The following is an 18,230-nucleotide window of genomic DNA, read 5'->3' as shown; positions in this document are numbered from 1 at the left end:
GGCCTGCGTTCGCTCCGTAATAGACGACATGCGAGACCATCAGCCTCTGAGCGGGGAATCGTCCTCGCTCGGGGCTGCCCAGGCAGCAACGATGCGGTCCACGGTGCGCCTGCCCCAACTGCTCATCGTCGGGTTGGAGTCGAGGTAGTACCAGACCAGCCCCATCGCCTGCTGGAACGCCCACGCCATCCCACGACTCCACTGGACCTCGCCGCACCCGAGCTCGCGGCGGAGGATGCCGCGCTGGGGTTCGTCGAAGAAGTGCCAGGCCGACACGAGATCGAGTGCCGGGTCCGCCGGGCCGAAGCCACCGCCGTCCAGGACGCCGACGAGGCGGCCTTCTTCGACGAGGACGTTGGGCGGGATGAGGTCACCGTGGCACATCGCGTCCTCGTCGACCTCGGGCAGCGTCCGAAGCTCCGCCCAGATACGCCGCAGGAGGGGTACGTCGAGCAGGTCCTCGCTCTGCCGGAAACAGGTCTCGAGCCACTCGTCGTGGTCCGGGAGGTGTCCGCCGCGACCCGCGCCGTCGAAGCGTCGCCCACGGGTGTCGCGGGTGCGTAGCCCGGCGATGAGCGCGGCCAGGTCATGGGCGAACGCGTTCGACCCTGCGGGATCCTCGACCGTCGCGTCGTGGCCGGGCAGCCAGGTCTGGACGCTCCACGGCAGCGGATAGCCGGCGCCGGGCTCCCCGATCGCCACCGGCTCCGGGGTGGGCACGGTGGAGGCGTCGGCCAGGTCGACCGCGGCCTCGGCTTCTGCCACCAGCCAGGCCCGGGTCTGCGCCGGGTCGTGACCGACAAGCGGGAAGCGGGCGGCCAGGTCGTCGCCGATTCGGAAGATCGCGTTCACGGTCCCCGACGTGCGCAGCTCGGTGACCGGCAGTTCGCGCCACTGAGGGAACTGCACCTCGACCAGCCCACGGACCATCTGCGCATCTACGTGGAGCTGGTCGGCGTGCATCGTCATGCCGCCATCCTTGCCTAGGCGATCGCGGGTGTCCTCCGAGTTTCGCGGGGCAGGCTCGGCGCCGTCATCGCCCGGCCAGCCGTGGGTCTGGTGGTGGTCGCCTTATCGCCTGCCGGCCCGCTGAACGATGTCCGGGCCGCCGGTGTGCGGCATCGGGACGTAGCCGGGGTACGGCTGCGGCAGTGCCGCCACGCAGGCCGCGGAGCACGCGTTCACCAGCAACGGCAACACGTCGGTGGCGACCAGGCCAGAGATCCAGACCTGGCGAAGCTCACCGTCGACCGGCCCGTCGCAGACGCTGCAGCCTCGCACCGCGTCGCAGCCCCACACGCCAGGGTCGAGCGCGGCGAGGTCCGCCTCCACCACACTGGTCGCTGCCCGCAGCCGGGAAATGGCGGACTGAACTTGAGGTTGCCACAGAGGACACGCGTGCTCACCGTGCTGTCGGCTGGCTTCGTGCACCTGGTCAGCTCGTACGGGTACCAGTGCAGCCGATGGGAAATGCACGGGTCGAAGACCTCAAGGGCTGGCCATCGACCCGATCTCGGGCGGGTTGCGGACCAGATTCGTACCGTAGAGCAAACGACGTTTGACGGCGGTCAGCTTCGCGATCGACGCCGGCAGCGTGACGACCTGCCGCCGCTACGCAGCGGCAGTGATCGCGGGCCGGACCGTCTCCACCGGGGCCGACCGCAGCCGCGAAGCGATCCTGCGGGGGTGATCTCGTTCGCGTCCACGCCGAGGACCTACGCCCGCGCTTCCACACCGGATCGACTGCCGATCGATAACCTCTACGCGTGACGGCAGACCATTCGCACCACACGGGCGAGCCGGCGGAAGTCGGTCCGCTGCCCGATCCTCGAACACTGCTCCTCAAGACGGACTGGGTCTCGCTCTGGCACGCATATGGACCGGCCGAGGACACGCCGTCGACGCTCGCCGAACTGATTGACGACGAACCCGCAGCCAGAGCCGACGCGCTGCAGCACCTCTTCAACACGGTGTACCACCAGAACAGCATCTATCCGGCAACCGTGCCGACCACCCTGTACCTCGCGGCGATCCTGTCCGAGCCGCGCACCGCCACCGCCCTCGTCGACGAGCGGATCCGCTCGCGGCCCGTCCCGCCCCGCCCGTTGCGAGTGGTGCTCCTGGACCGGCTCGGGGGAATTGCCGACGACGTCAGCGACGCCGCGGTAGCACAGCTGGAACGCCTCGGCTTTCCCCTGAGCGACTACCGGGAAATGGTCGACCTGCGCGACCAGCGCCAGGTAATTCTGCAGGCGGTGTCCGCCTTCCTGCACGACCCTGACCCTGACACCCGGCATGCGGCCGCCGTTACGGCCGCGCTGCTCCTCGACACTCCCGACCTGATCCGCCGAGCGGGCCTCCTCCCTTTGGTGACGGTTGCAGCAGCCGAAGCCACTGACAAGCGTCACCGTGTTTGCGCCACCGACGTCCTCGATGCCTGTGCTGCAACGACCGATACCGCGCCGCCAGCTACGAGCAGGCTTTAACGCACCGTCGAACCGATCGCCCGGCTCGAGGTCCGCAAACCCGCACCCCACGAAGCCGCCAGCCGTTCTCACTACAGTGCGTCCGACCAAGCCTTGGGGACTACGCCTGCCTGCTGGATCTTCGCCTGGCCGTTCGCCCTGCCCTCAGGCCGGACCCACTCACGAGCCACCGGCATCTCGAAAAGTTCCGCAGCGACGATCCTCCGGATATCCGCCGAGCCACGTGAGCGAGCGGCTGAGCGAACTCAGGAGGGCAACGGCTCAGTCCGGCTAGGTACACCGATTGACGCCATCGACGGACATCCGCCCAACCCGTTCGGCTCAGCTGATAAGGCCATCCCTCTCGGGTCAGCGGATGCCACCGTCACGGCTCTACGATGCCGCCATGTCGCTGACCGCCGCCCGCCGCGCCGGACGCCGGGGCAGGATCATCCTCGCCGCGGTGCTTGTGACGCTCGTGCTGTTGGCCACGTATCTCACGATCACGCTGCGTTACAGATTGGACGACGGGAACGTCTGGGCCAATCCGCAGGCAGATTCCAGCGTCACTGCGGGCCACGCCACCGAATACCGGTATGTTGCACAGCCTGGCCGCAGCATCGAATACGGGTTCAGCATCGCAAACCGGGGGCCGTTCACGGTCCGGCTGAAGGACGTGGTCAAGGACCACGGTCCAGGCTTCGCCGTTGAACAGGTGCACATGAACATGGATCTCGATCGAGGAATCGAGCGGGGGAAGGCCGCGCTGTTCAGGCCGATCGACATCCAGGCGGGCGATCAGATATTTCTATGGGTGACCCTGCGCTTCTTCGACGACCTCCTCTTGAGTCACCAGATCCCGTGCGCGGGGTTCTCCTTCGAAACCCAGAAAATTCGATTCAACGTCCTCGGGTTGCAGCGTGAGCAAACCGTCCCGATGGGCTACTCCGTCAGCGTCACCACACCTGACGTCGACGGAAGACCTTGCCGCAGCGGCGAGTGACAGGGCGCCTGCCGCCCTGCTCCCCCGGCCAGCCTGCCTGCCGCGGACCCGACCTGTCCGGGTTGCGGGCCGCCGGCAGCTAAGAGTCGGGTGTGAATCAGGGTTGGGCTGCGCCCTCTGTGGTGGCGCTTCCTTGCGGACGGAGTGCGCTCAAGAGACTGTCGAGTTGACCCCAAGCCCGCGCGCTGGCGACGTGGTCAACATAGTCCCGGGACTCGATGATGAGCCCATCGCGGATTCGCATCACGAAGACGCATGGCACCGTGAATTCCTCACCTGTCTCGACAACCCGCCCCTGGTAGGCAAACTCGGCGACGATCACCTCCGGGTCCGCGGTCTCATGAACCCTCACGTCGACCGGCTTACGGTCCAGCGTCCGGCCAACCGGGGGCGTCCCGGTGAAGTGCTCGTGCAGTTCGCTGCGACTACGCAGCGGCGGCGGGTTGAGCGGGTGCATCGGATGAGTGACATGGGTTTGTTCGCCGTACAGGCCGGCCAGGTCTTCGAATGGACCGTCGCAGACACCGTTCACCAGTCGGAGGAAGGTTTCACGTGGGCTACTCATGCCGGGCATCCTTCGAATCGTCAGGTGTCACTTGGGTCAGGCCGAGGACGACATTCGGGGACGGCCGGTGCCCCATCGACGGCACCCTACCGACCTCAGCCCCGATGTGACTGCCCCGAAGGGCTCTACCGTCTCTGTGGTAGCGCCAACGCTGCCGGTACCCCCGCCACCGCACCGACGCGCCCCACCACGACGGCTATGCCGCAACTGCTAGGCGAGCGCTTCCGACCTGCGGCACATCCCGGGCCCAGGGGCCACATCAACCTCTCGCTCACAAGCTCTGGGCAGACGTCGACGTTTCACGCTGTCTCGTGCCCCAGCACTGCGCGCCCGCCTTGTGGATCAAGGACGGGCGCGCGATGGCGCAACGATCAGCAGCAGCTTGATGCAGCCCCGCTTGCGACCGGCTCGTTCTTTGCGGCCGGGGTGCAGCAGGCGCTCTCGGTGGCCTTCTCCAACTGCGGGGAGTCGGCCTTGACGGTGTAGATCTCCCATGGCTCGTTGCCGGGGCCGCGCACCCACACCTTGTCCTGGAGGGCGTAGCAGCACTCGGTGTTGTTCTCCTCCAGGGTGATCAGGCCGGAGTCGGTGAGGCGCTTGGTAGCGGCGCTGACCTCGTCGGTGGTGGACACCTCGACGCCCAGGTGGTCCATCACGGTGGGCTGGTCGGCCTCACCCTCCAGGAGGACGAGCTTCAGCGGCGGGTTCTCGATGGCGAAGTTGGCGTAGCCGGGGCGGCGCTTCGCCGGCTCGACGCCGAACAGCTTGGCGTAGAAGGCAACGGAGCCTTCGAGGTCGGACACGCGCAGGGCGAGCTGGACACGGGACACGGCCATCTCCTTGTCTAGATGCTTGTCGAAGCAAGACCTACGTTGCACCCTGTTTCGAAGTCTGTCAAGCTAGACGAATGTCGAAACAAGAGCTGCCGGTGGTGGACCTCAACGCCGTGGCCTGCTGCTCCCCGCTCGCCGTCCGCCCCATGGACGCCGCGCAGGCCGCAATGGTCGCACCGCTGTTCAAGGCCCTCGGGGACCCGATCCGGCTGCGGCTGATGTCGATGATCGCCTCCGTGCCGGAGATGTGCGTCTGCGACCTGACCCCGGCGTTCGACCTGTCCGGGCCAACCATCTCCCACCACCTCAAGGTGCTGCGTGAGGCGGGCCTGGTGGACTCGGAGCGACGCGGCACCTGGGTCTGGTACCGGGTGAAGCCGGAAGCTTTCCGGCAGCTCGGCGCACTCCTGGACATTTCCGCCGCCCCGGCCGCCAGCAGCGCCCCGTGAGCCTTGCCCTGCCCCGGCGGGCCTCGGCGGAGTTCGCCGGCACCGCCCTCCTGGTCACCGCCGTGGTCGGCTCCGGGATCGCCGCCGCCCGACTCTCCCCCACCGACGTTGGTCTCCAACTCCTGGAAAACGCGATCGCCACCGCCCTGGCCCTGGGCGCGCTGATCCTGACCTTCGGCCCGGTGTCCGGCGCCCACTTCAACCCGGTCGTCTCCGCCGTCGACTGGTGGCTCGGCCGACGCTCCGCCACCGGCTTGGCCGGGCGGGACCTCGCCGCCTACGCCGCGGCCCAGACCAGCGGCGCGATCACCGGCGCGGTGCTGGCTGACCTGATGTTCGACCTGCCGGCCGTGGCCTGGTCCCGCACCGAACGGACCGGGGGACACCTGTGGCTAGCCGAGGTGGTCGCCACCGCCGGTCTGGTCGTCCTGGTCTTCGCCCTCGCCCGCTCCGGCCGCACCGCCGCCGCCCCCGCCGCCGTGGGCGCCTACATCGGCGCGGCCTACTGGTTCACCTCGTCGACGTCGTTCGCGAACCCCGCCGTCACCATCGGCCGGGCCTTCACCGACACCTTCGCCGGCATCGCCCCGACCTCGGTACCCGGGTTCATCGCCGCCCAACTCGTCGGCGGCCTGGTCGCCGTCGCCGCCCTCGCCGCCTGGTACCCCCACGCCGCCGACACCGCCGACGCCATCGTCGTGCCCCACCTCACTCAGGAGACCGAAGCCCGATGAGCGACAAGCCCACCGTCCTGTTCGTCTGCGTCCACAACGCCGGCCGCTCCCAGATGGCCGCCGGTTGGCTGCGCCACCTCGCCGGCGACACCGTTGAGGTTCGCTCCGCGGGCAGCGAGCCCGCCGACCAGATCAACCCCGTCGCCGTCGACGCCATGCGCGAGGTCGGCATCGACATCACCGGCCGGACTCCCGCCAAGCTCACCTGGGACACCGCCGAAACCAGCGACGTCATCATCACCATGGGCTGCGGCGACGCCTGCCCCACCTTCCCCGGCAAACGCTACGAGGACTGGAAACTCACCGACCCGGCCGGCCAACCCCTCCACGTCGTCCGCCAGGTCCGCGACGACATCCGCGCCCGGGTTCAGAAACTCGTCGACACTCTCCGCGCGTAGTGCGGGAAGAAGTTCTTTCTTGCTCGTCACCGCTTTGGAATCGCCAGATGGATACCCAGCGCCTGCCGTGTGGTGACCTCCCGTACCAACGGCCGTGCCGTAACCCTCGCCACCGGTTCGCCGCTGGCCGCCGTCGCCGATGCTTGTCGCCGAGATCCAGATTGACCAGATCACGCCGCATTCGCTCGGCAATCTGGTGTGGCGGGCCTTGGCTAGACTGACGCCGCCAAAGCCCCTGCTTGGCAACGGAGACGGAGGCGGGATGGTCAATCCGCTGTTGGACGCCGAGGATGCGCGGGAACGCCTGGAGGCATGGCAGGCCAATGCCGTACGCCGGGCCGCCGACACGCAGGCCGCCGCTGCCGGCTTGGGCGCGCTGCGGGTCACGGCCAGCGACGCCCACGGAATCGTCGAGGTCACCGTCGACTCCACGGGGGCGATGGCCGACGTCCGGCTCTCCGCGCGGGTGCAGCGCGTGAGCCTGGAGCAGACTCAGCAGGCAATCATGGGCGCCTATCGCAACGCGCGGGTCAAGCTCGCCGAGGCCGCCGCCGAGGTCGTGCGGGAGACGGTCGGCGCCGACTCGGCGACCGGCCGGGCCCTGCTGGCCGGATTCCGGACCGCCGACACCGAGGACTAAGAGGAGCGTTACTGATGCACGGGGGGTTCGAGGTCGACGTCGAGGCGCTGCGCGCGCACGCCACGGCCATGTTGGCCATTCACGACCGCTTCGCCGCCGTCAAGGCCGCGAGCGGCACCATCTTCCAGGCCGACGAGGCGTACGGGCAGCTCTGCCAGTTCTTACCGCCCATCCTGGAGGGACGCCACCGGGACCAGGACAAGGGCGTGGGGATGCTCGCCGAGAACATCCAGCTGCTCGCCGCCGGAATCAAGAAGAACGCCGACGCCTACGAGCGGGCCGAGGAGTCGACTACCGACGGCTTCAACTCCTTCCACTCCGCGACCTGAGCCCGGCCCGGCGCCTCTCATGAGCAACCCACTGGTCGCCACGACCTCCGACATCGCTTCGACAAGCGCCGCGCACCGCGACGGCTGGACCGGCCTGCCGCTCGCCGACGACTACATGGGCATCAAGGCCGCCATCGACTCCGGCAGCTGGATCGACGGCTCAGTCGCGGGCTTGGGCGCTGCTCTCGACGGGGCGGCCATCGCCATCGACCCGTTCAGCACGCTCCTGTCGATGGGCATCGAGTGGGCCATCGAGCAGGTCGAGCCACTGAAGCAGGCCCTCGACTGGCTTGCCGGTGATCCCGAGACCATCGAGACGCACGCCTTGACCTGGGACAACATGGCCAGTGAGTTGTTCTCCATCGCCGAGGACCTCAAGGCGCGGCTGGTCGGCGACCTCAACGGATGGCAGGGCACCGCCGCCGACGCCTACCGCGACATCCTGACCATCAACATCGACGTCGCCGGGATCTTCGCGGGCACGGCCGCTGGCATGGGTGCCGCGACCCGCGGCGCGGGGGTCCTGGTGCAGACGGTGCGGGAGGTCGTGCGCGCCTTCATCGCCGACTGCATCGCCAAGGTCGTGGTGTGGCTGGCCGAGGTGGTCTTCTCCCTCGGCTTCGCCACACCGGTGGTCGCCGCCCAGCTCGCGGTCGCCGTCGTCCGCTGGACCGGCCGCATCTTCGGCTGGCTGATGGGCCTGATCAGCAGCCTCTCCGCCCTTCGCGCACTCCTCGACGTCTAGGCGGCCCTCGATGCGACAACTCATGGCGGCTCTGCGGACCACCGCCGTCCTGGTGGTCCTGTTCGCGGTGGTGGGCCTCCACAAGCACCCCTCAGGCCCCACCCCACCGCACGGCGGTGACGGCGATGGCCCCAAGCGTCCCAAGTTCAACCCCGCAATGATGCCCAAGCGGGTGGGACCAGCCCAGCAGCACGGCATCAAGCGCGCCGAGGAAGGCCGCCCGAAGGACGCCGACACATCCGAGCCCGAGGTACCCAAGAGGACCAACCCCTGGGACGACCCCGAGTTCGCCGACGCCATGTACGACATGGACCGCTTCGGTCAGATGGGCGACGGGGCGATGGACAAGATCTGGGACGGCGACGGGAGGGGTAACGGCGACCACAAGCCCTCGTCCACCGAGCCCAACAAGACGCTCTTCCCGCCCGGCACCACCAAGGAGCAGGTCGAGGGCTGGTTCAAGAGCATCGCCGCCAACCCCGACAGTCGCCCTGAGGCGCGTCCCGGCGGCGACGGCTGGGTCGTCACCGGCACCCGCGACGGCATCACCTGCGTCGTTATCCTGGACAAGGACGGCAGCATCTCCGGCGGCCACCCCATCAGCGGCGAGGGCGTCAGAACCAACCCGCCGGCCTAACCACCGAACCCACGGGAGACCCATGGAAGTCAACGATTACGTCCGGCTCAGCCCTCGGATCATCGACCAGGTCGCACCCAAGATCAGCCCGAAGTACCGGCCGATGGTCCTGAGGGCCAGAGGCGCCGGCGCCTGGGACCACGCGATCACGACGCTCGTCGGCGCCCTGTGGGAGGAGGACGTTGTCATCACCGCAGCGGAGAAGGACGCGCTGCGGGAGCTCACTGAGTACCTCCAGGAACCTCTGACGCGCGTGGAGCAGATCCGGACCTCGGACTGACGGCCGAAAATGGCGGCGTCCGTCGTGGTCGTCCAAAGCCGGCTACGAGGTCGCGCATGATATCCGTGAGCAGATCAGCTATAGCTGGTTGAGGCCAGGCGACGGGCCGCCGGGCGCGAGCACCACGACGTGAGTAACGCCGTCATCCGCACCGCCATGGTCACCGCCAACCCCGATTGCCTGGTCGAATTGACCCAGAGCGCCGTGCCGACCCGCAAACGTATCGACGGACAGTGGATAGAGCTTGGTCAGCCCTTGACGGAGGGCCGAGGCGCTAACGGATAGTGAAGGTCAGCGGGTTCGAGATCCCGAGGCCGCCGTGGGAATCGTGGACCCGCACGGTGAAGGTGGACGACGTGCCGGCCGACAGGGCCGTCTGGAACTGGTAGCGCTGTCCGCTGTTGGTCGGCGTCGCGGCCAGCCGGGTTGCGCCGAGGTACAACTCCACCCGGCTGACGAGGTCCCCGGGATCGGTGTCGGCGACGTCGGCGACCAGCGTGACGGTCGTCGGTTCGAGGAAGTAGGTCTGCCCGCCGGGGGTGCTCAACGCCACCGACGGCGGGTGGTTGGTGCCGGTGGACGCCGGCGTCACCACCGTGACCAGCAACGGCGGCGCAGCGCCAGGCAGCGACTGGTCGGTGCCGGCCGAGACGTACAGCACGAAGGTGGTGCTGGTGCCGGGCTCCCCGATCGGTGGTGTCCACAGCGCCTCGTACCGGTCACCGGTCGTCCTCACCCCCCGGGCCACCGTGACGCCGTCCACCCGGAACGACACCGAGGTGATGCTGTGTCCGCCTCCCACGGTCGCGGTCGCCGCCAGCGGGACAGTTCCCGGCGTGGTGTACACCGCGCCGGCGGTCGGGCTGAGCCAGGTGACGATCGCCGGGTAGTCAGCGACCGGCGGTGTGGTCGTCCGGGTCGGCGTCTCGCTGGGCAGGACGCCGCCGGTGCACGTGACGCCGTTGAGCGTGAACGACGCCGGTATGGGGTTGCTGCCCGACCAGGCGCCAACGAAACCGATGTTCGCGGAGCCATTGGTGCCCAGGGTCGCGTTCCAGCCCAGATTGGTCGCGCTGACCTGCTGGCCCGCCTGGGCCCAGGTGGCGCTCCAGGTTTGCGCGAGCCGCTGGTCGGCTGCGGGGAACGCGAACCGCAGCGTCCATCCGTCGACCAGGTCACCCGAGTTGGTGACCGCGATGTCGGCGTGGAAGCCACCGGTCCACTGGCTGGTGACGACGTAGTTCACCCGACACCCGGCCGCCGCGTTCGCCGCGCTGGCGTGTGAGATCGCGGCCATCATCGCGACCATGGCAACAGCGATGGCGGCCACAGCACTCAGCGACTTCCGCATGGCGCACCTCGCCGTACATAGTTAGATGTCGATGAATATGTCGACTGTCCTGCTGTTCCGCCTTCCTGTCAAGGAACGCACGGCAGTCCTGCCGCCGGCAGGACAACGGACAGCCGGACCGACGGCCATCAGTCAGCCCTGAGCCACAGCGCGGGGCACCCTCGCGATGTGGGCGCTGGTAGCGGCAGGACCAGCTCCTCAACCAGCCCGCAGAACCGCGCGGGACCACAATCAGGTCACTCAGCCGGGCAGGTCCATGGCGGCCCGGACCGAGAACCAGCCGCGCCCGCTCCCCGTATAAGCCGCACACACCGCAAAGCCCGTTACCGATGACGTCGGCAACGGGCCTCTGAACTTCCAGAACTGAGAGCGGGCGATGCTGGTATCGAACCAGCGACCTCTTCGCTCGTCGCCACGCCGCAGGATGCTCACCGAAGCCAGCCGAGGAAGCGTCTGTGCAGCGCACCCGCCGGCACCCAGGTCAGGTCCTCGGAGGCCCGCACCAGCTGCGCACCCAGATAGAGAGCCAGCGAGATCGGAGCATCATCGAACTCAGCGCGCAGCTCACGCTGCCGCGTGCGGCAGGGTCAGGGCGCATCGCAGCCGCCGCAGCTCCAGATCGGCAGCACCGGGCCATGCGTGGTCATGCGCGGCCTCCGAACAGCACCGCCGTCATCGACCGCGCCTGCCGGTTGGTCGCCCAGTCCACCTGCCAGCACGGGTACGGAGCCAGCCGCGACCAGCACGCCCAACAACCGCTGCACAGGCTGCCGCTGCCCAGCAAATGCACGGCCAGGGTCGACTGCTCCGCCTCATTGCTACCAGCGACCTCTTCGGTGTGAACTCTCGGCAAGCCGGTCGGATCGGGTGTCATCCGAGGTCGTACGGCGTGCTGGGGTCGCTTCGGGTCGGGTTCGGTGGGCAGGGTTGCTGTACTTCGCTGCTGTACTGCTCGTCGACGAGGAACTGTCTGAAGTGGGTGCGTATCTCCAGCCAGTGGCGGTGTTCGTCGCAGGGGTGGAGTCGGCCGCAGCGGCATAGACTCAGGGCCGACTCGGCGTGCTTGGTCAGCAGGATGTCCGCATGGGCCACCTGCGCCTTCGCGTACTCCCGAAAGGCTGTCGAGGTGTAGATGGCTCCCATCGGTCACCGCCCTGCCCTGCCCTGCGGGCGTGGCGGTGGTGCCAGAGGGCCTCGGCGACGGCGTCCACGGGGTCGATGTCCCCGGCCGCCAGGCGCTCGCGGGTGACGGCGATCCAGGGTGGCGACGCGGAAGTGGCTTCGCCGCACGCGGTGCGCATCCCTTCCTGGGCGAGTTGGGCCAGCCGGCAAGGGTCGCGTTGGTTCGTGTGCCAGCAGCCGGTGGCCACGCAGAAGCCGGCGCTGTCGGGCCGGTGAGCCTCCCAGAGAGCGCGGGCCAACCGCCACAGCAGACGGTGCTGGCATTCTGCGGGCGGCTCCTCGGGCGGGTTGTCGACATTGAAGGACATGCGCCGACCATCCCGGCCGGCGGTGGGCCGTTCCATGGCCAGCGGTCATGTCACGGTGACATGGGACGGCTCGACCAGTGCGAATGGTCGCCCTAGGCTGTCGATCTGAACACCTTGAGTAGTCGGAACGCGACGCTGGGAGCTGCCGTGAGGCTCGATCCGCTGCGAATACCGGAGGATGCGTGGTCGCACGGCGAGGTACTGACCGCCCTGGCCGCCCGCGACATCGGCGGACTGTTCCGCTGGATCACCAGTCTCACCGGGGCGAGTCAAGGCCGCATCGGGGCCGCCGTCGGGCTGGAACAGGGCTACGTCAGCCGGATCATGGCCGGACGCAAGGTCACCTCGATAGACGTCCTGGAGCGGATCGCCGACGGCTGCCGGATGCCCGACCAGGCGCGCACCACGATGGGCCTGGCACCCCGACAGACCGCACCACCCACCGGCCCCGACCGGCGCACCACCAGCGAGCCGGTTCACCGGACCTGGCAGGAGGACGTACGCGGTGCCGCAGAGCTTTGGCGAGGTGACGTGAACCGTCGAGACGTACTCCGGCAGGTGGCCTTCAGTTCCGCCGGCTACACCCTGCCGGCGCTGCGCTGGTTCACCGCCCCCGAACCGGCCCCGGTCACCCAATCCGGCCGCAACACCGTCGGTCAACCCGAGATTGACACCATCCGCGCGATGACCGCGACCTACCGCCAGTTGGACAACCAGTACGGCGGCGGCCATGCCCGCGACACCGTCGTCCGTTGCCTCCACCAGGAGGTGACCCCGCTGCTCACCGACGGCCGCTACGACCATGGCACCGGTCAGCGGCTGCTCGGCGCCGCCGCCGAACTGGCTCAACTCGCCGGATGGCAGGCGTACGACACCGCCGAGCACGGCATCGCCCAGCGGTACCTCACCCTCGCCCTGGACTTCGCCCACGCCGCCGGAGACGACGGCCTCGGCGCGGAGATCCTCGCCGCGATGAGCCACCAGGCCACCTACCTCGGCCACACCACCACCGGCCTTGACCTCGCCCGCGCCGCCGGCCAGACCGCCCGCCGCGCCGGGGTTCCGGTCCTGACCGCCGAAGCCCACGTCATGGAAGCCCACGCCCTGGCCAAAGCCAACGACGAACGGGCCTGCGCCGCCGCCCTGCACCAGGCAGAACAAGCCCTCGACCGAGCCGACCGCAGCACCGAACCGCAGTGGCTCAGCTACTTCGACGAGGCGTACCTGTCGGCCAAGTTCGGCCACTGCTTCCACGCCCTCGGCCGCAACACCCACGCCGAACGCTTCGCTGTCCGGTCCCTGCGCATGGACAACCGATATGTACGCGGCCGAGCCTTCAACCTCGCCCTGCTCGCCAGCGTGCACGCCCAACAGGGCGAACCTGACCGGGCCTGCGCCGTCGGCGCGGAAGCCCTGACCCTGACCACCCAGCTACGGTCCGCCAGAGCCGTCCGCTACCTCCGAGACCTGCAAACTCAACTCGCTCCGCACCGGCGGCTACCCGCCGTCCGGCACTTCACCGGCCGCATCGACGCCACGCTCGGTTGGCGGTGCTGACCGTCACAGCTCTCCCCGGGCCTTACGCGCGACCAGCTCCAGCACCGCGATCACCGTGCCGGCACCGACGATCTCACCCCGGGACACCAGCCCGTACGCCTCGTCGAGCGGAAGCCACGCGACCTGCTCCGCCTCGTTCACGTCCAAAGGTGCGCCGATGTGCTCAGCCTTACGAGCCAGGAACAGGAGGTTCTCGGCGTCGGCAGTGCCGACCCACGGTTGGAAGGACAGCAACGGCTCCACCCCTTGAGGCCGCCAGCCGGTCTCCTCCTCGACCTCCCGCACCGCGCACTGCGCCGGCTGCTCCTCGTCGTCGACGTAGCCACCGGGCAACTCCCACACCCACCGGTCGAACACGAACCGGTGCCGCCGCATCAACAGCAGGCGCTGCTGATCGTCGAGCACCGCGACCATGGCCGACCGGGGAGCCCGGATCACGTACTGCTCAAAGCGCACCCCGTCGGGCAACTCCACCTCGGCGATGCTCAATTGCGCCCGCCGGGTGTCGTCCACGACCCGCTCGCCGTGGATGGTCCACCGGGTCAACTCCGTCGCCTGCTTCTTCACCACCCCGCCAGTATCCGCGCCGAACCCACCACCTGCCGTAGGCGACGCCTCCTGGGCGCACTTCCCGGTGCGACGCCAGAAGCGAACACCCAACGCCGACCCCCGTTGAGGGGATGCGGACCCCATGCTGTCGGCTGCTGCCAGCCGGTGACGGCTCGGGCCGACGAGCAGGGGCCTGGACTCATCGGTTGACGTTCCGTACCGACCCCAATCAAGGCTTCCGGTGCCTCCTTGCTGCCTCGCTGCCTGACATCTCGGCTACACGGTGTCGACTACCTGACACCTGCACGGCTCTGGGCTGACGAGGGCTTGGTCAGGAGCGGTAGCCTCCGCCAATGACCCGACCATTTGACCTGTGGGGCCAGCGAGGCTGGTGCAACCAGGAGGTTGTAGGCGAGTCCAACTACGCCAAGGAGATCCGAGCAACACTCGGGGCGGACTTCAAGTCGTACGGGTCTGAGGTGGAGAAGGATGTCCACCTCATCCCGGAGCCCACCAACCGCTTCGACCAGAACGCTGTCAAGGTCGTCTACGGTGGTCAGACTCTCGGGTATCTGCCTAAAGACCAAGCCAAGGTTTACTCGCCGGCCCTCACGGCGCTCGTCAACCGAGGCTGGACCCCTCAGGTCCGAGCCCGCATCTGGGGACGGGATGAGGAAGATTGGGACGGTCGACGGCGACCCCAGTTCGTGGGATCGGTGACCCTCGACCTCGCTGAACCGCATATGATCGTTCCAGCGAACATGCCGCCGGCCGACCTGCATGTGATGCTTCCTCAAGGCCGCGTCGTCCAGGTGACGGGCGAAGAGAAGCACATGACTCACTTGGCTCAGCTGGTGAGCCCGCAGGGCGAGTGCTGGATCTATGTGACGTTGCACCAGGTTGAGGAGCAACGGGCTCGATCGACGCGAACGCTGGTAGAGGTTCGAGTCAACGGCGAGCCCGCCGGCACCCTGAGCCCCGCAACATCAGCCGAGATGTTGCCGGTGCTCTCCCACCTCTCGGAACTCGGCATGTTGACGGGCGCCCATGCAGTCCTCAAGGGCAACCGGGTAAAGGCCGACGTCACCCTGAACGTATGCAAGGCCAGTTCGCTGACTAATGCGTGGTTGGATGCGCCGCCAGCGGCTGAAGGAGCCCGGTCAGCACAGCAAGCGACCACAGAGAGCCCAGGGCACGATGTTGCCCCGGTGCAGCAATGGCGGTTCGCCGTTCCGCCGGGGTGGCCGCCCCCGCCCGTAGGTTGGGTCCCGCCGCAGGGCTGGCGTCCCGATACGTCGTGGCCTTCCGCGCCTGATGACTGGCAGTTCTGGGTACGAGCCTGAGAATCTTCTTTTGCCTACCCTTCAGTTCAAAAAACTTCAGGTAAGAGTCTTCCCAACGGTCTGCCGGTCGGGCTGCTCACGCTTCACCACCTGGGCAAACGTCGTCACCAATGTCGTCGCTGGTCCCTCAAGATCGCTCTCCGACGACCTGGCGACGACCTGGACCTGCTCCTCATCGACGGACTCGCGAGCCGGCGCACCCGGCCGCTAGATGCGTGACCTACCCTGGATAAGGATCGAACTTTGCGCTGGCTGTACGGAGACAGAATTACCACTCAATACGATAACGGCGCCTTCGAGAGTGGGCCGATTCGACTCAATGTGGATGATATCGCCGAGATCATCCTCCTCTTTCGAGAAGTCGATATTCAATCCCCTAAAATCACGTGCGCTACGCTCGGCCACGGCATCGACACATATCGCGAAGTATCCGACCTGACAACCGCTAGCGTCGCCGAGGTTTATCAGGTGCGCATTTCAGGCGAAATCGACGCGGCGGAACAGTCGAAATGGACGATTCTCGGCTTGCATATTTCTCCCGATGGCCTTCGCATCGAGTCGGTCCTCGCACCTCCTGAACGGCGCGAGCCTATGGCCAAGGTTCTATCGAGAATCAAAAACATCGCACAGCAGGCGCCACGTGGGTCTTTGCCCGCCCAGCGAAAAGCACTCCTTGTAACTTCGCTAATCAACATCGCGATACTCGCCGCCCTTATTATCTGCTGGACATGGCTTGCGTTTAGTTGGAACAATTGGGCTGGCCGAGTTATGGCAGCAATCGTGGTGGCAATCGCCTTCAAAACTGCCATGGCTCACAGCGGGCCTTTCGAGGCACGATTCCGTCGGAGCCCAAAGCGATGGTGGCTTGATCAACAGTCGCGGGCAGAACTCTATAAAGAGCGAGCGAACACCCGGCGAGACATCCAGGTTGGCCTGCGCGTTGGCCTCATAACTGGCATCGCCGGCACCACGCTGGGTGCACTTCTAACGGCGCTTCTCGAAAATTAAGAGTAGGCATAAATATTACAATTCCGCCGCGAGCACGAACTACCGTCACCCACCAGCCGACCGAAGTTCACAATCCCGATGCTTCTATGAATGTCAACCCGGCGACTCCTTGACCGCCAACCAACCAACACGATTCACCGATTTTGCCTAGCAGGCGTGCCCGACAGCGGCAAGCTTCCACGCAGGTCCATAGTCGTCCTGCGCCCGTCGCACCCGTAGTCACTCAGTTAGTCACTCGGGCTGGCGGCACTCCGGGCGGGAGAGTTCGAACCCTAGCGGCCTCGGGAGCCGCTGAGCTTGCGGCCATCAGTGGGTCTCTGTCTCTCCAAAGTTGCGCAAGAGATCAGTCGGAGATCGGCCACAATCTTCGTGAGCACCAACACGAAGGGTAAGGTAGCCGTCACATCAACTGCATCGGAGGGGCCGTGGGGAGAGGTCTGCCCAAGCGATATCAAGCCGCCTGGATTCTCGTAGCCATCTTCTCCTTGATTGCGTTCTGGGCGGTAGCACTATTCGAGAAGGACTGGTACATGGCTGGCTGGACCTTCTCAGCGGCCATTGCAGCCCCGGCCTGGTTGTTCGCCTTCGAGATTCCAACACGCTGTGGCGTTCAAACCCTCGCCGACAAACCCTGCCCCAATCCGACAAGAGGCACTCTCTTTGGCTGCCCACAGGCAAAGGGGCACCTGTGGGCAAAATTCTTTGCAAGGTTCGGCGTTCACCGCCAGGCCCTACCTACCGAGCCACGTCGCATTCCTACGTCTTCAGGCGCTGCGCAGCAGGAAGAGGCGATTCCTACGACAGTAAGACTAGAAGGCAGCAGGCGGGACACAGCGATGCTATGGCTGGCAACCCTTGCGACGTCATGCGCGATTGTATCGGGAGCAAAAGACCTTACGGATATGCTAAATTCCTGAGGCCAAGCGCTCTACAAGGCGTGCGGCAACCGCCGCGAATCGCAGTGCCCGGACTGCGCCTGGGTCTACGCCGATGACGCCTACCAGGTCGTCCGCTGTGGCCTGACCGGAGGCAAGGGCGTACCCGACTCCGTCGGCCGGCATCCGGTCGTCTTCGCCACCTTCACCGCCCCGTCCTTCGGCGCGGTTCACCACCGGCACGTCGCTCGCCATACCTGCGCCTCCCGGCAGCGCTGCAACTGCCGGCCCGCTCCCTGCCGCGCCCGACGTGCCGCGGCACCTGCGAGTGTGCCTGGACTGCTACGACCACGAGCACCAGGCCGTCGGGACTACTTCTCCAGCGAGCTATGGCGGCGCGCCAAGCAGGCCGTCGAACGTCCCTCGCTGCGACCCGCGACGCACTCAAGCGACTAGGGATTCTCTCGGCTGCTGACACACCAGTCAGCCAGGCCGGGCAGCGGTGCCGCTGGTGCTCCTTCAGCTCTCGCCAGCGTTGACGTCTGGCAGGTCGAGGTAGGCCAGCAGCCGCAGGACTCCGGCAAGGTGTTGCAGGTCGTGCCAGAGCACCGGCACGTCGTCTGCCGGACGGCGCAGCAGTGCCCGTAGCTCTGCCACGTCGTCACTGCACTGCCCGACGTCGATCCCCGATTCCGGAACGTCTCTCAGCTCGAACGCGGTCTCCAGGTCGACGTTCCAGTAGAGATTGACACCGACGCCCGAAAGGTCGATCTCCGCGCCGAACCGCTCCTCCACCTTGTCCAGCAGCACGCCGCACACCCGGCGGAGGTCTTGGACCCTCAACACGTCCGTCACGTTCACCGCCCTCCCGGCAGCGCCACTCACCCCGACTGCTGCACAGGCAGCAAAAAGGCCACCTCCCGAACCCGGGAAGCGGCCTCTGACCTGCTAAGACTGAGAGTGGGCGATGCTGGTATCG

The 18,230-nt window shown here is 67.2% G+C and carries 21 protein-coding genes and 2 pseudogenes; 14 read left to right on the top strand and 9 right to left on the bottom strand.

Going from position 1 to position 18,230, the window contains the following annotated elements; genetic code table 11:
- Nucleotides 1-39 precede the first annotated feature (39 nt).
- Nucleotides 40-969: an aminoglycoside phosphotransferase family protein gene (locus ACWER9_RS06870; RefSeq protein WP_452300881.1), complete on the bottom strand. Its 930-nt coding sequence runs from the start codon at nt 967-969 to the stop codon at nt 40-42.
- 102 nt (nt 970-1,071) lie between these two features.
- Nucleotides 1,072-1,335 (bottom strand): hypothetical protein, encoded by a 264-nt coding sequence (locus ACWER9_RS06865; RefSeq protein ID WP_452300880.1) that lies wholly within the window; start codon nt 1,333-1,335, stop codon nt 1,072-1,074.
- Between the two features lie 431 nt (nt 1,336-1,766).
- Here ACWER9_RS06865 and ACWER9_RS06860 point away from each other — a divergent pair, with 431 nt between their 5' ends.
- Entirely contained in the window at nt 1,767-2,486 is a 720-nt protein-coding gene (locus ACWER9_RS06860; protein WP_452300879.1) for a hypothetical protein, read from the top strand.
- A gap of 385 nt (nt 2,487-2,871) precedes the next feature.
- Complete coding sequence (locus tag ACWER9_RS06855) at nt 2,872-3,468, top strand: hypothetical protein (RefSeq protein ID WP_452300878.1); 597 nt, start codon at nt 2,872-2,874, stop codon at nt 3,466-3,468.
- Nucleotides 3,469-3,565: 97 nt separating this feature from the next.
- Here ACWER9_RS06855 and ACWER9_RS06850 read toward each other — a convergent pair whose 3' ends face one another.
- Together ACWER9_RS06850 and ACWER9_RS06845 are read right to left on the bottom strand one after the other, a co-directional pair.
- On the bottom strand, nt 3,566-4,033 hold the full coding sequence (locus tag ACWER9_RS06850; protein ID WP_452300877.1) for a nuclear transport factor 2 family protein: 468 nt from the start codon (nt 4,031-4,033) through the stop codon (nt 3,566-3,568).
- Nucleotides 4,034-4,404: 371 nt separating this feature from the next.
- Entirely contained in the window at nt 4,405-4,863 is a 459-nt protein-coding gene (locus ACWER9_RS06845) for an ArsI/CadI family heavy metal resistance metalloenzyme (RefSeq protein WP_452300876.1), read from the bottom strand.
- Nucleotides 4,864-4,940: 77 nt separating this feature from the next.
- Here ACWER9_RS06845 and ACWER9_RS06840 point away from each other — a divergent pair, with 77 nt between their 5' ends.
- From ACWER9_RS06840 to ACWER9_RS06805, 8 genes are all read left to right on the top strand, one after another.
- Complete coding sequence (locus tag ACWER9_RS06840) at nt 4,941-5,315, top strand: ArsR/SmtB family transcription factor (protein ID WP_452300875.1); 375 nt, start codon at nt 4,941-4,943, stop codon at nt 5,313-5,315.
- Nucleotides 5,312-6,049, top strand: a complete 738-nt coding sequence (locus tag ACWER9_RS06835; protein ID WP_452300874.1) for an aquaporin — start codon at nt 5,312-5,314, stop codon at nt 6,047-6,049. Before ACWER9_RS06840 ends, ACWER9_RS06835 begins: the two co-directional genes overlap by 4 nt.
- Nucleotides 6,046-6,447: an arsenate reductase ArsC gene (locus ACWER9_RS06830; protein ID WP_452300873.1), complete on the top strand. Its 402-nt coding sequence runs from the start codon at nt 6,046-6,048 to the stop codon at nt 6,445-6,447. Before ACWER9_RS06835 ends, ACWER9_RS06830 begins: the two co-directional genes overlap by 4 nt.
- Nucleotides 6,448-6,586: 139 nt before the next feature.
- A complete protein-coding gene (locus tag ACWER9_RS06825) occupies nt 6,587-7,087 on the top strand; it encodes a YbaB/EbfC family nucleoid-associated protein (RefSeq protein ID WP_452300872.1) in 501 nt (166 codons plus the stop codon).
- Between the two features lie 14 nt (nt 7,088-7,101).
- Nucleotides 7,102-7,416: a hypothetical protein gene (locus tag ACWER9_RS06820; RefSeq protein WP_452300871.1), complete on the top strand. Its 315-nt coding sequence runs from the start codon at nt 7,102-7,104 to the stop codon at nt 7,414-7,416.
- 19 nt (nt 7,417-7,435) lie between these two features.
- The gene (locus tag ACWER9_RS06815; protein WP_452300870.1) at nt 7,436-8,161 is read left to right on the top strand and encodes a WXG100 family type VII secretion target; all 726 of its coding nucleotides are present in this window, start codon (nt 7,436-7,438) and stop codon (nt 8,159-8,161) included.
- A gap of 10 nt (nt 8,162-8,171) precedes the next feature.
- The gene (locus tag ACWER9_RS06810; protein WP_452300869.1) at nt 8,172-8,798 is read left to right on the top strand and encodes an EndoU domain-containing protein; all 627 of its coding nucleotides are present in this window, start codon (nt 8,172-8,174) and stop codon (nt 8,796-8,798) included.
- A 22-nt stretch (nt 8,799-8,820) separates the two neighbouring features.
- Nucleotides 8,821-9,078, top strand: coding sequence for a hypothetical protein (locus tag ACWER9_RS06805; protein ID WP_452300868.1), 258 nt, complete (start codon nt 8,821-8,823; stop codon nt 9,076-9,078).
- Between the two features lie 274 nt (nt 9,079-9,352).
- Here the strand turns inward: ACWER9_RS06805 and ACWER9_RS06800 are convergent, their stop codons facing one another.
- From ACWER9_RS06800 to ACWER9_RS06790, 3 genes and pseudogenes are all read right to left on the bottom strand, one after another.
- Nucleotides 9,353-10,429: a cellulose binding domain-containing protein gene (locus ACWER9_RS06800; RefSeq protein WP_452300867.1), complete on the bottom strand. Its 1,077-nt coding sequence runs from the start codon at nt 10,427-10,429 to the stop codon at nt 9,353-9,355.
- 870 nt (nt 10,430-11,299) lie between these two features.
- Entirely contained in the window at nt 11,300-11,572 is a 273-nt protein-coding gene (locus ACWER9_RS06795) for a hypothetical protein (protein WP_358133888.1), read from the bottom strand.
- A gap of 11 nt (nt 11,573-11,583) precedes the next feature.
- A pseudogene (locus ACWER9_RS06790) lies at nt 11,584-11,955 on the bottom strand (hypothetical protein); the annotation flags it as partial.
- A 111-nt stretch (nt 11,956-12,066) separates the two neighbouring features.
- On the opposite strand from ACWER9_RS06790, the gene ACWER9_RS06785 reads away from it, so the two are divergent.
- Nucleotides 12,067-13,476 (top strand): helix-turn-helix domain-containing protein, encoded by a 1,410-nt coding sequence (locus ACWER9_RS06785; RefSeq protein ID WP_452300866.1) that lies wholly within the window; start codon nt 12,067-12,069, stop codon nt 13,474-13,476.
- A 3-nt stretch (nt 13,477-13,479) separates the two neighbouring features.
- On the opposite strand, the gene ACWER9_RS06780 is transcribed toward ACWER9_RS06785, so the two are convergent.
- Nucleotides 13,480-14,046, bottom strand: coding sequence for an NUDIX hydrolase (locus ACWER9_RS06780; protein WP_452300865.1), 567 nt, complete (start codon nt 14,044-14,046; stop codon nt 13,480-13,482).
- 332 nt (nt 14,047-14,378) lie between these two features.
- Between ACWER9_RS06780 and ACWER9_RS06775 the strand changes: the two genes are divergently transcribed.
- The 3 genes and pseudogenes from ACWER9_RS06775 to ACWER9_RS06765 all read left to right on the top strand — a co-directional run.
- Complete coding sequence (locus tag ACWER9_RS06775) at nt 14,379-15,368, top strand: HIRAN domain-containing protein (protein WP_452300864.1); 990 nt, start codon at nt 14,379-14,381, stop codon at nt 15,366-15,368.
- A gap of 243 nt (nt 15,369-15,611) precedes the next feature.
- On the top strand, nt 15,612-16,376 hold the full coding sequence (locus tag ACWER9_RS06770; protein WP_452300863.1) for a hypothetical protein: 765 nt from the start codon (nt 15,612-15,614) through the stop codon (nt 16,374-16,376).
- Between the two features lie 932 nt (nt 16,377-17,308).
- Nucleotides 17,309-17,707 (top strand): annotated as a pseudogene (locus tag ACWER9_RS06765) (replication initiator); the annotation flags it as partial.
- 63 nt (nt 17,708-17,770) lie between these two features.
- Here the strand turns inward: ACWER9_RS06765 and ACWER9_RS06760 are convergent.
- Nucleotides 17,771-18,097: a hypothetical protein gene (locus ACWER9_RS06760; protein WP_452300862.1), complete on the bottom strand. Its 327-nt coding sequence runs from the start codon at nt 18,095-18,097 to the stop codon at nt 17,771-17,773.
- Nucleotides 18,098-18,230 lie beyond the last annotated feature (133 nt).

It is taken from the genome of Micromonospora sp. NPDC003944 (genome assembly GCF_053605225.1).
The sequence above is the reverse complement of the archived record's forward strand: the minus strand, read 5'-3'. Positions and strand labels throughout refer to the sequence as shown.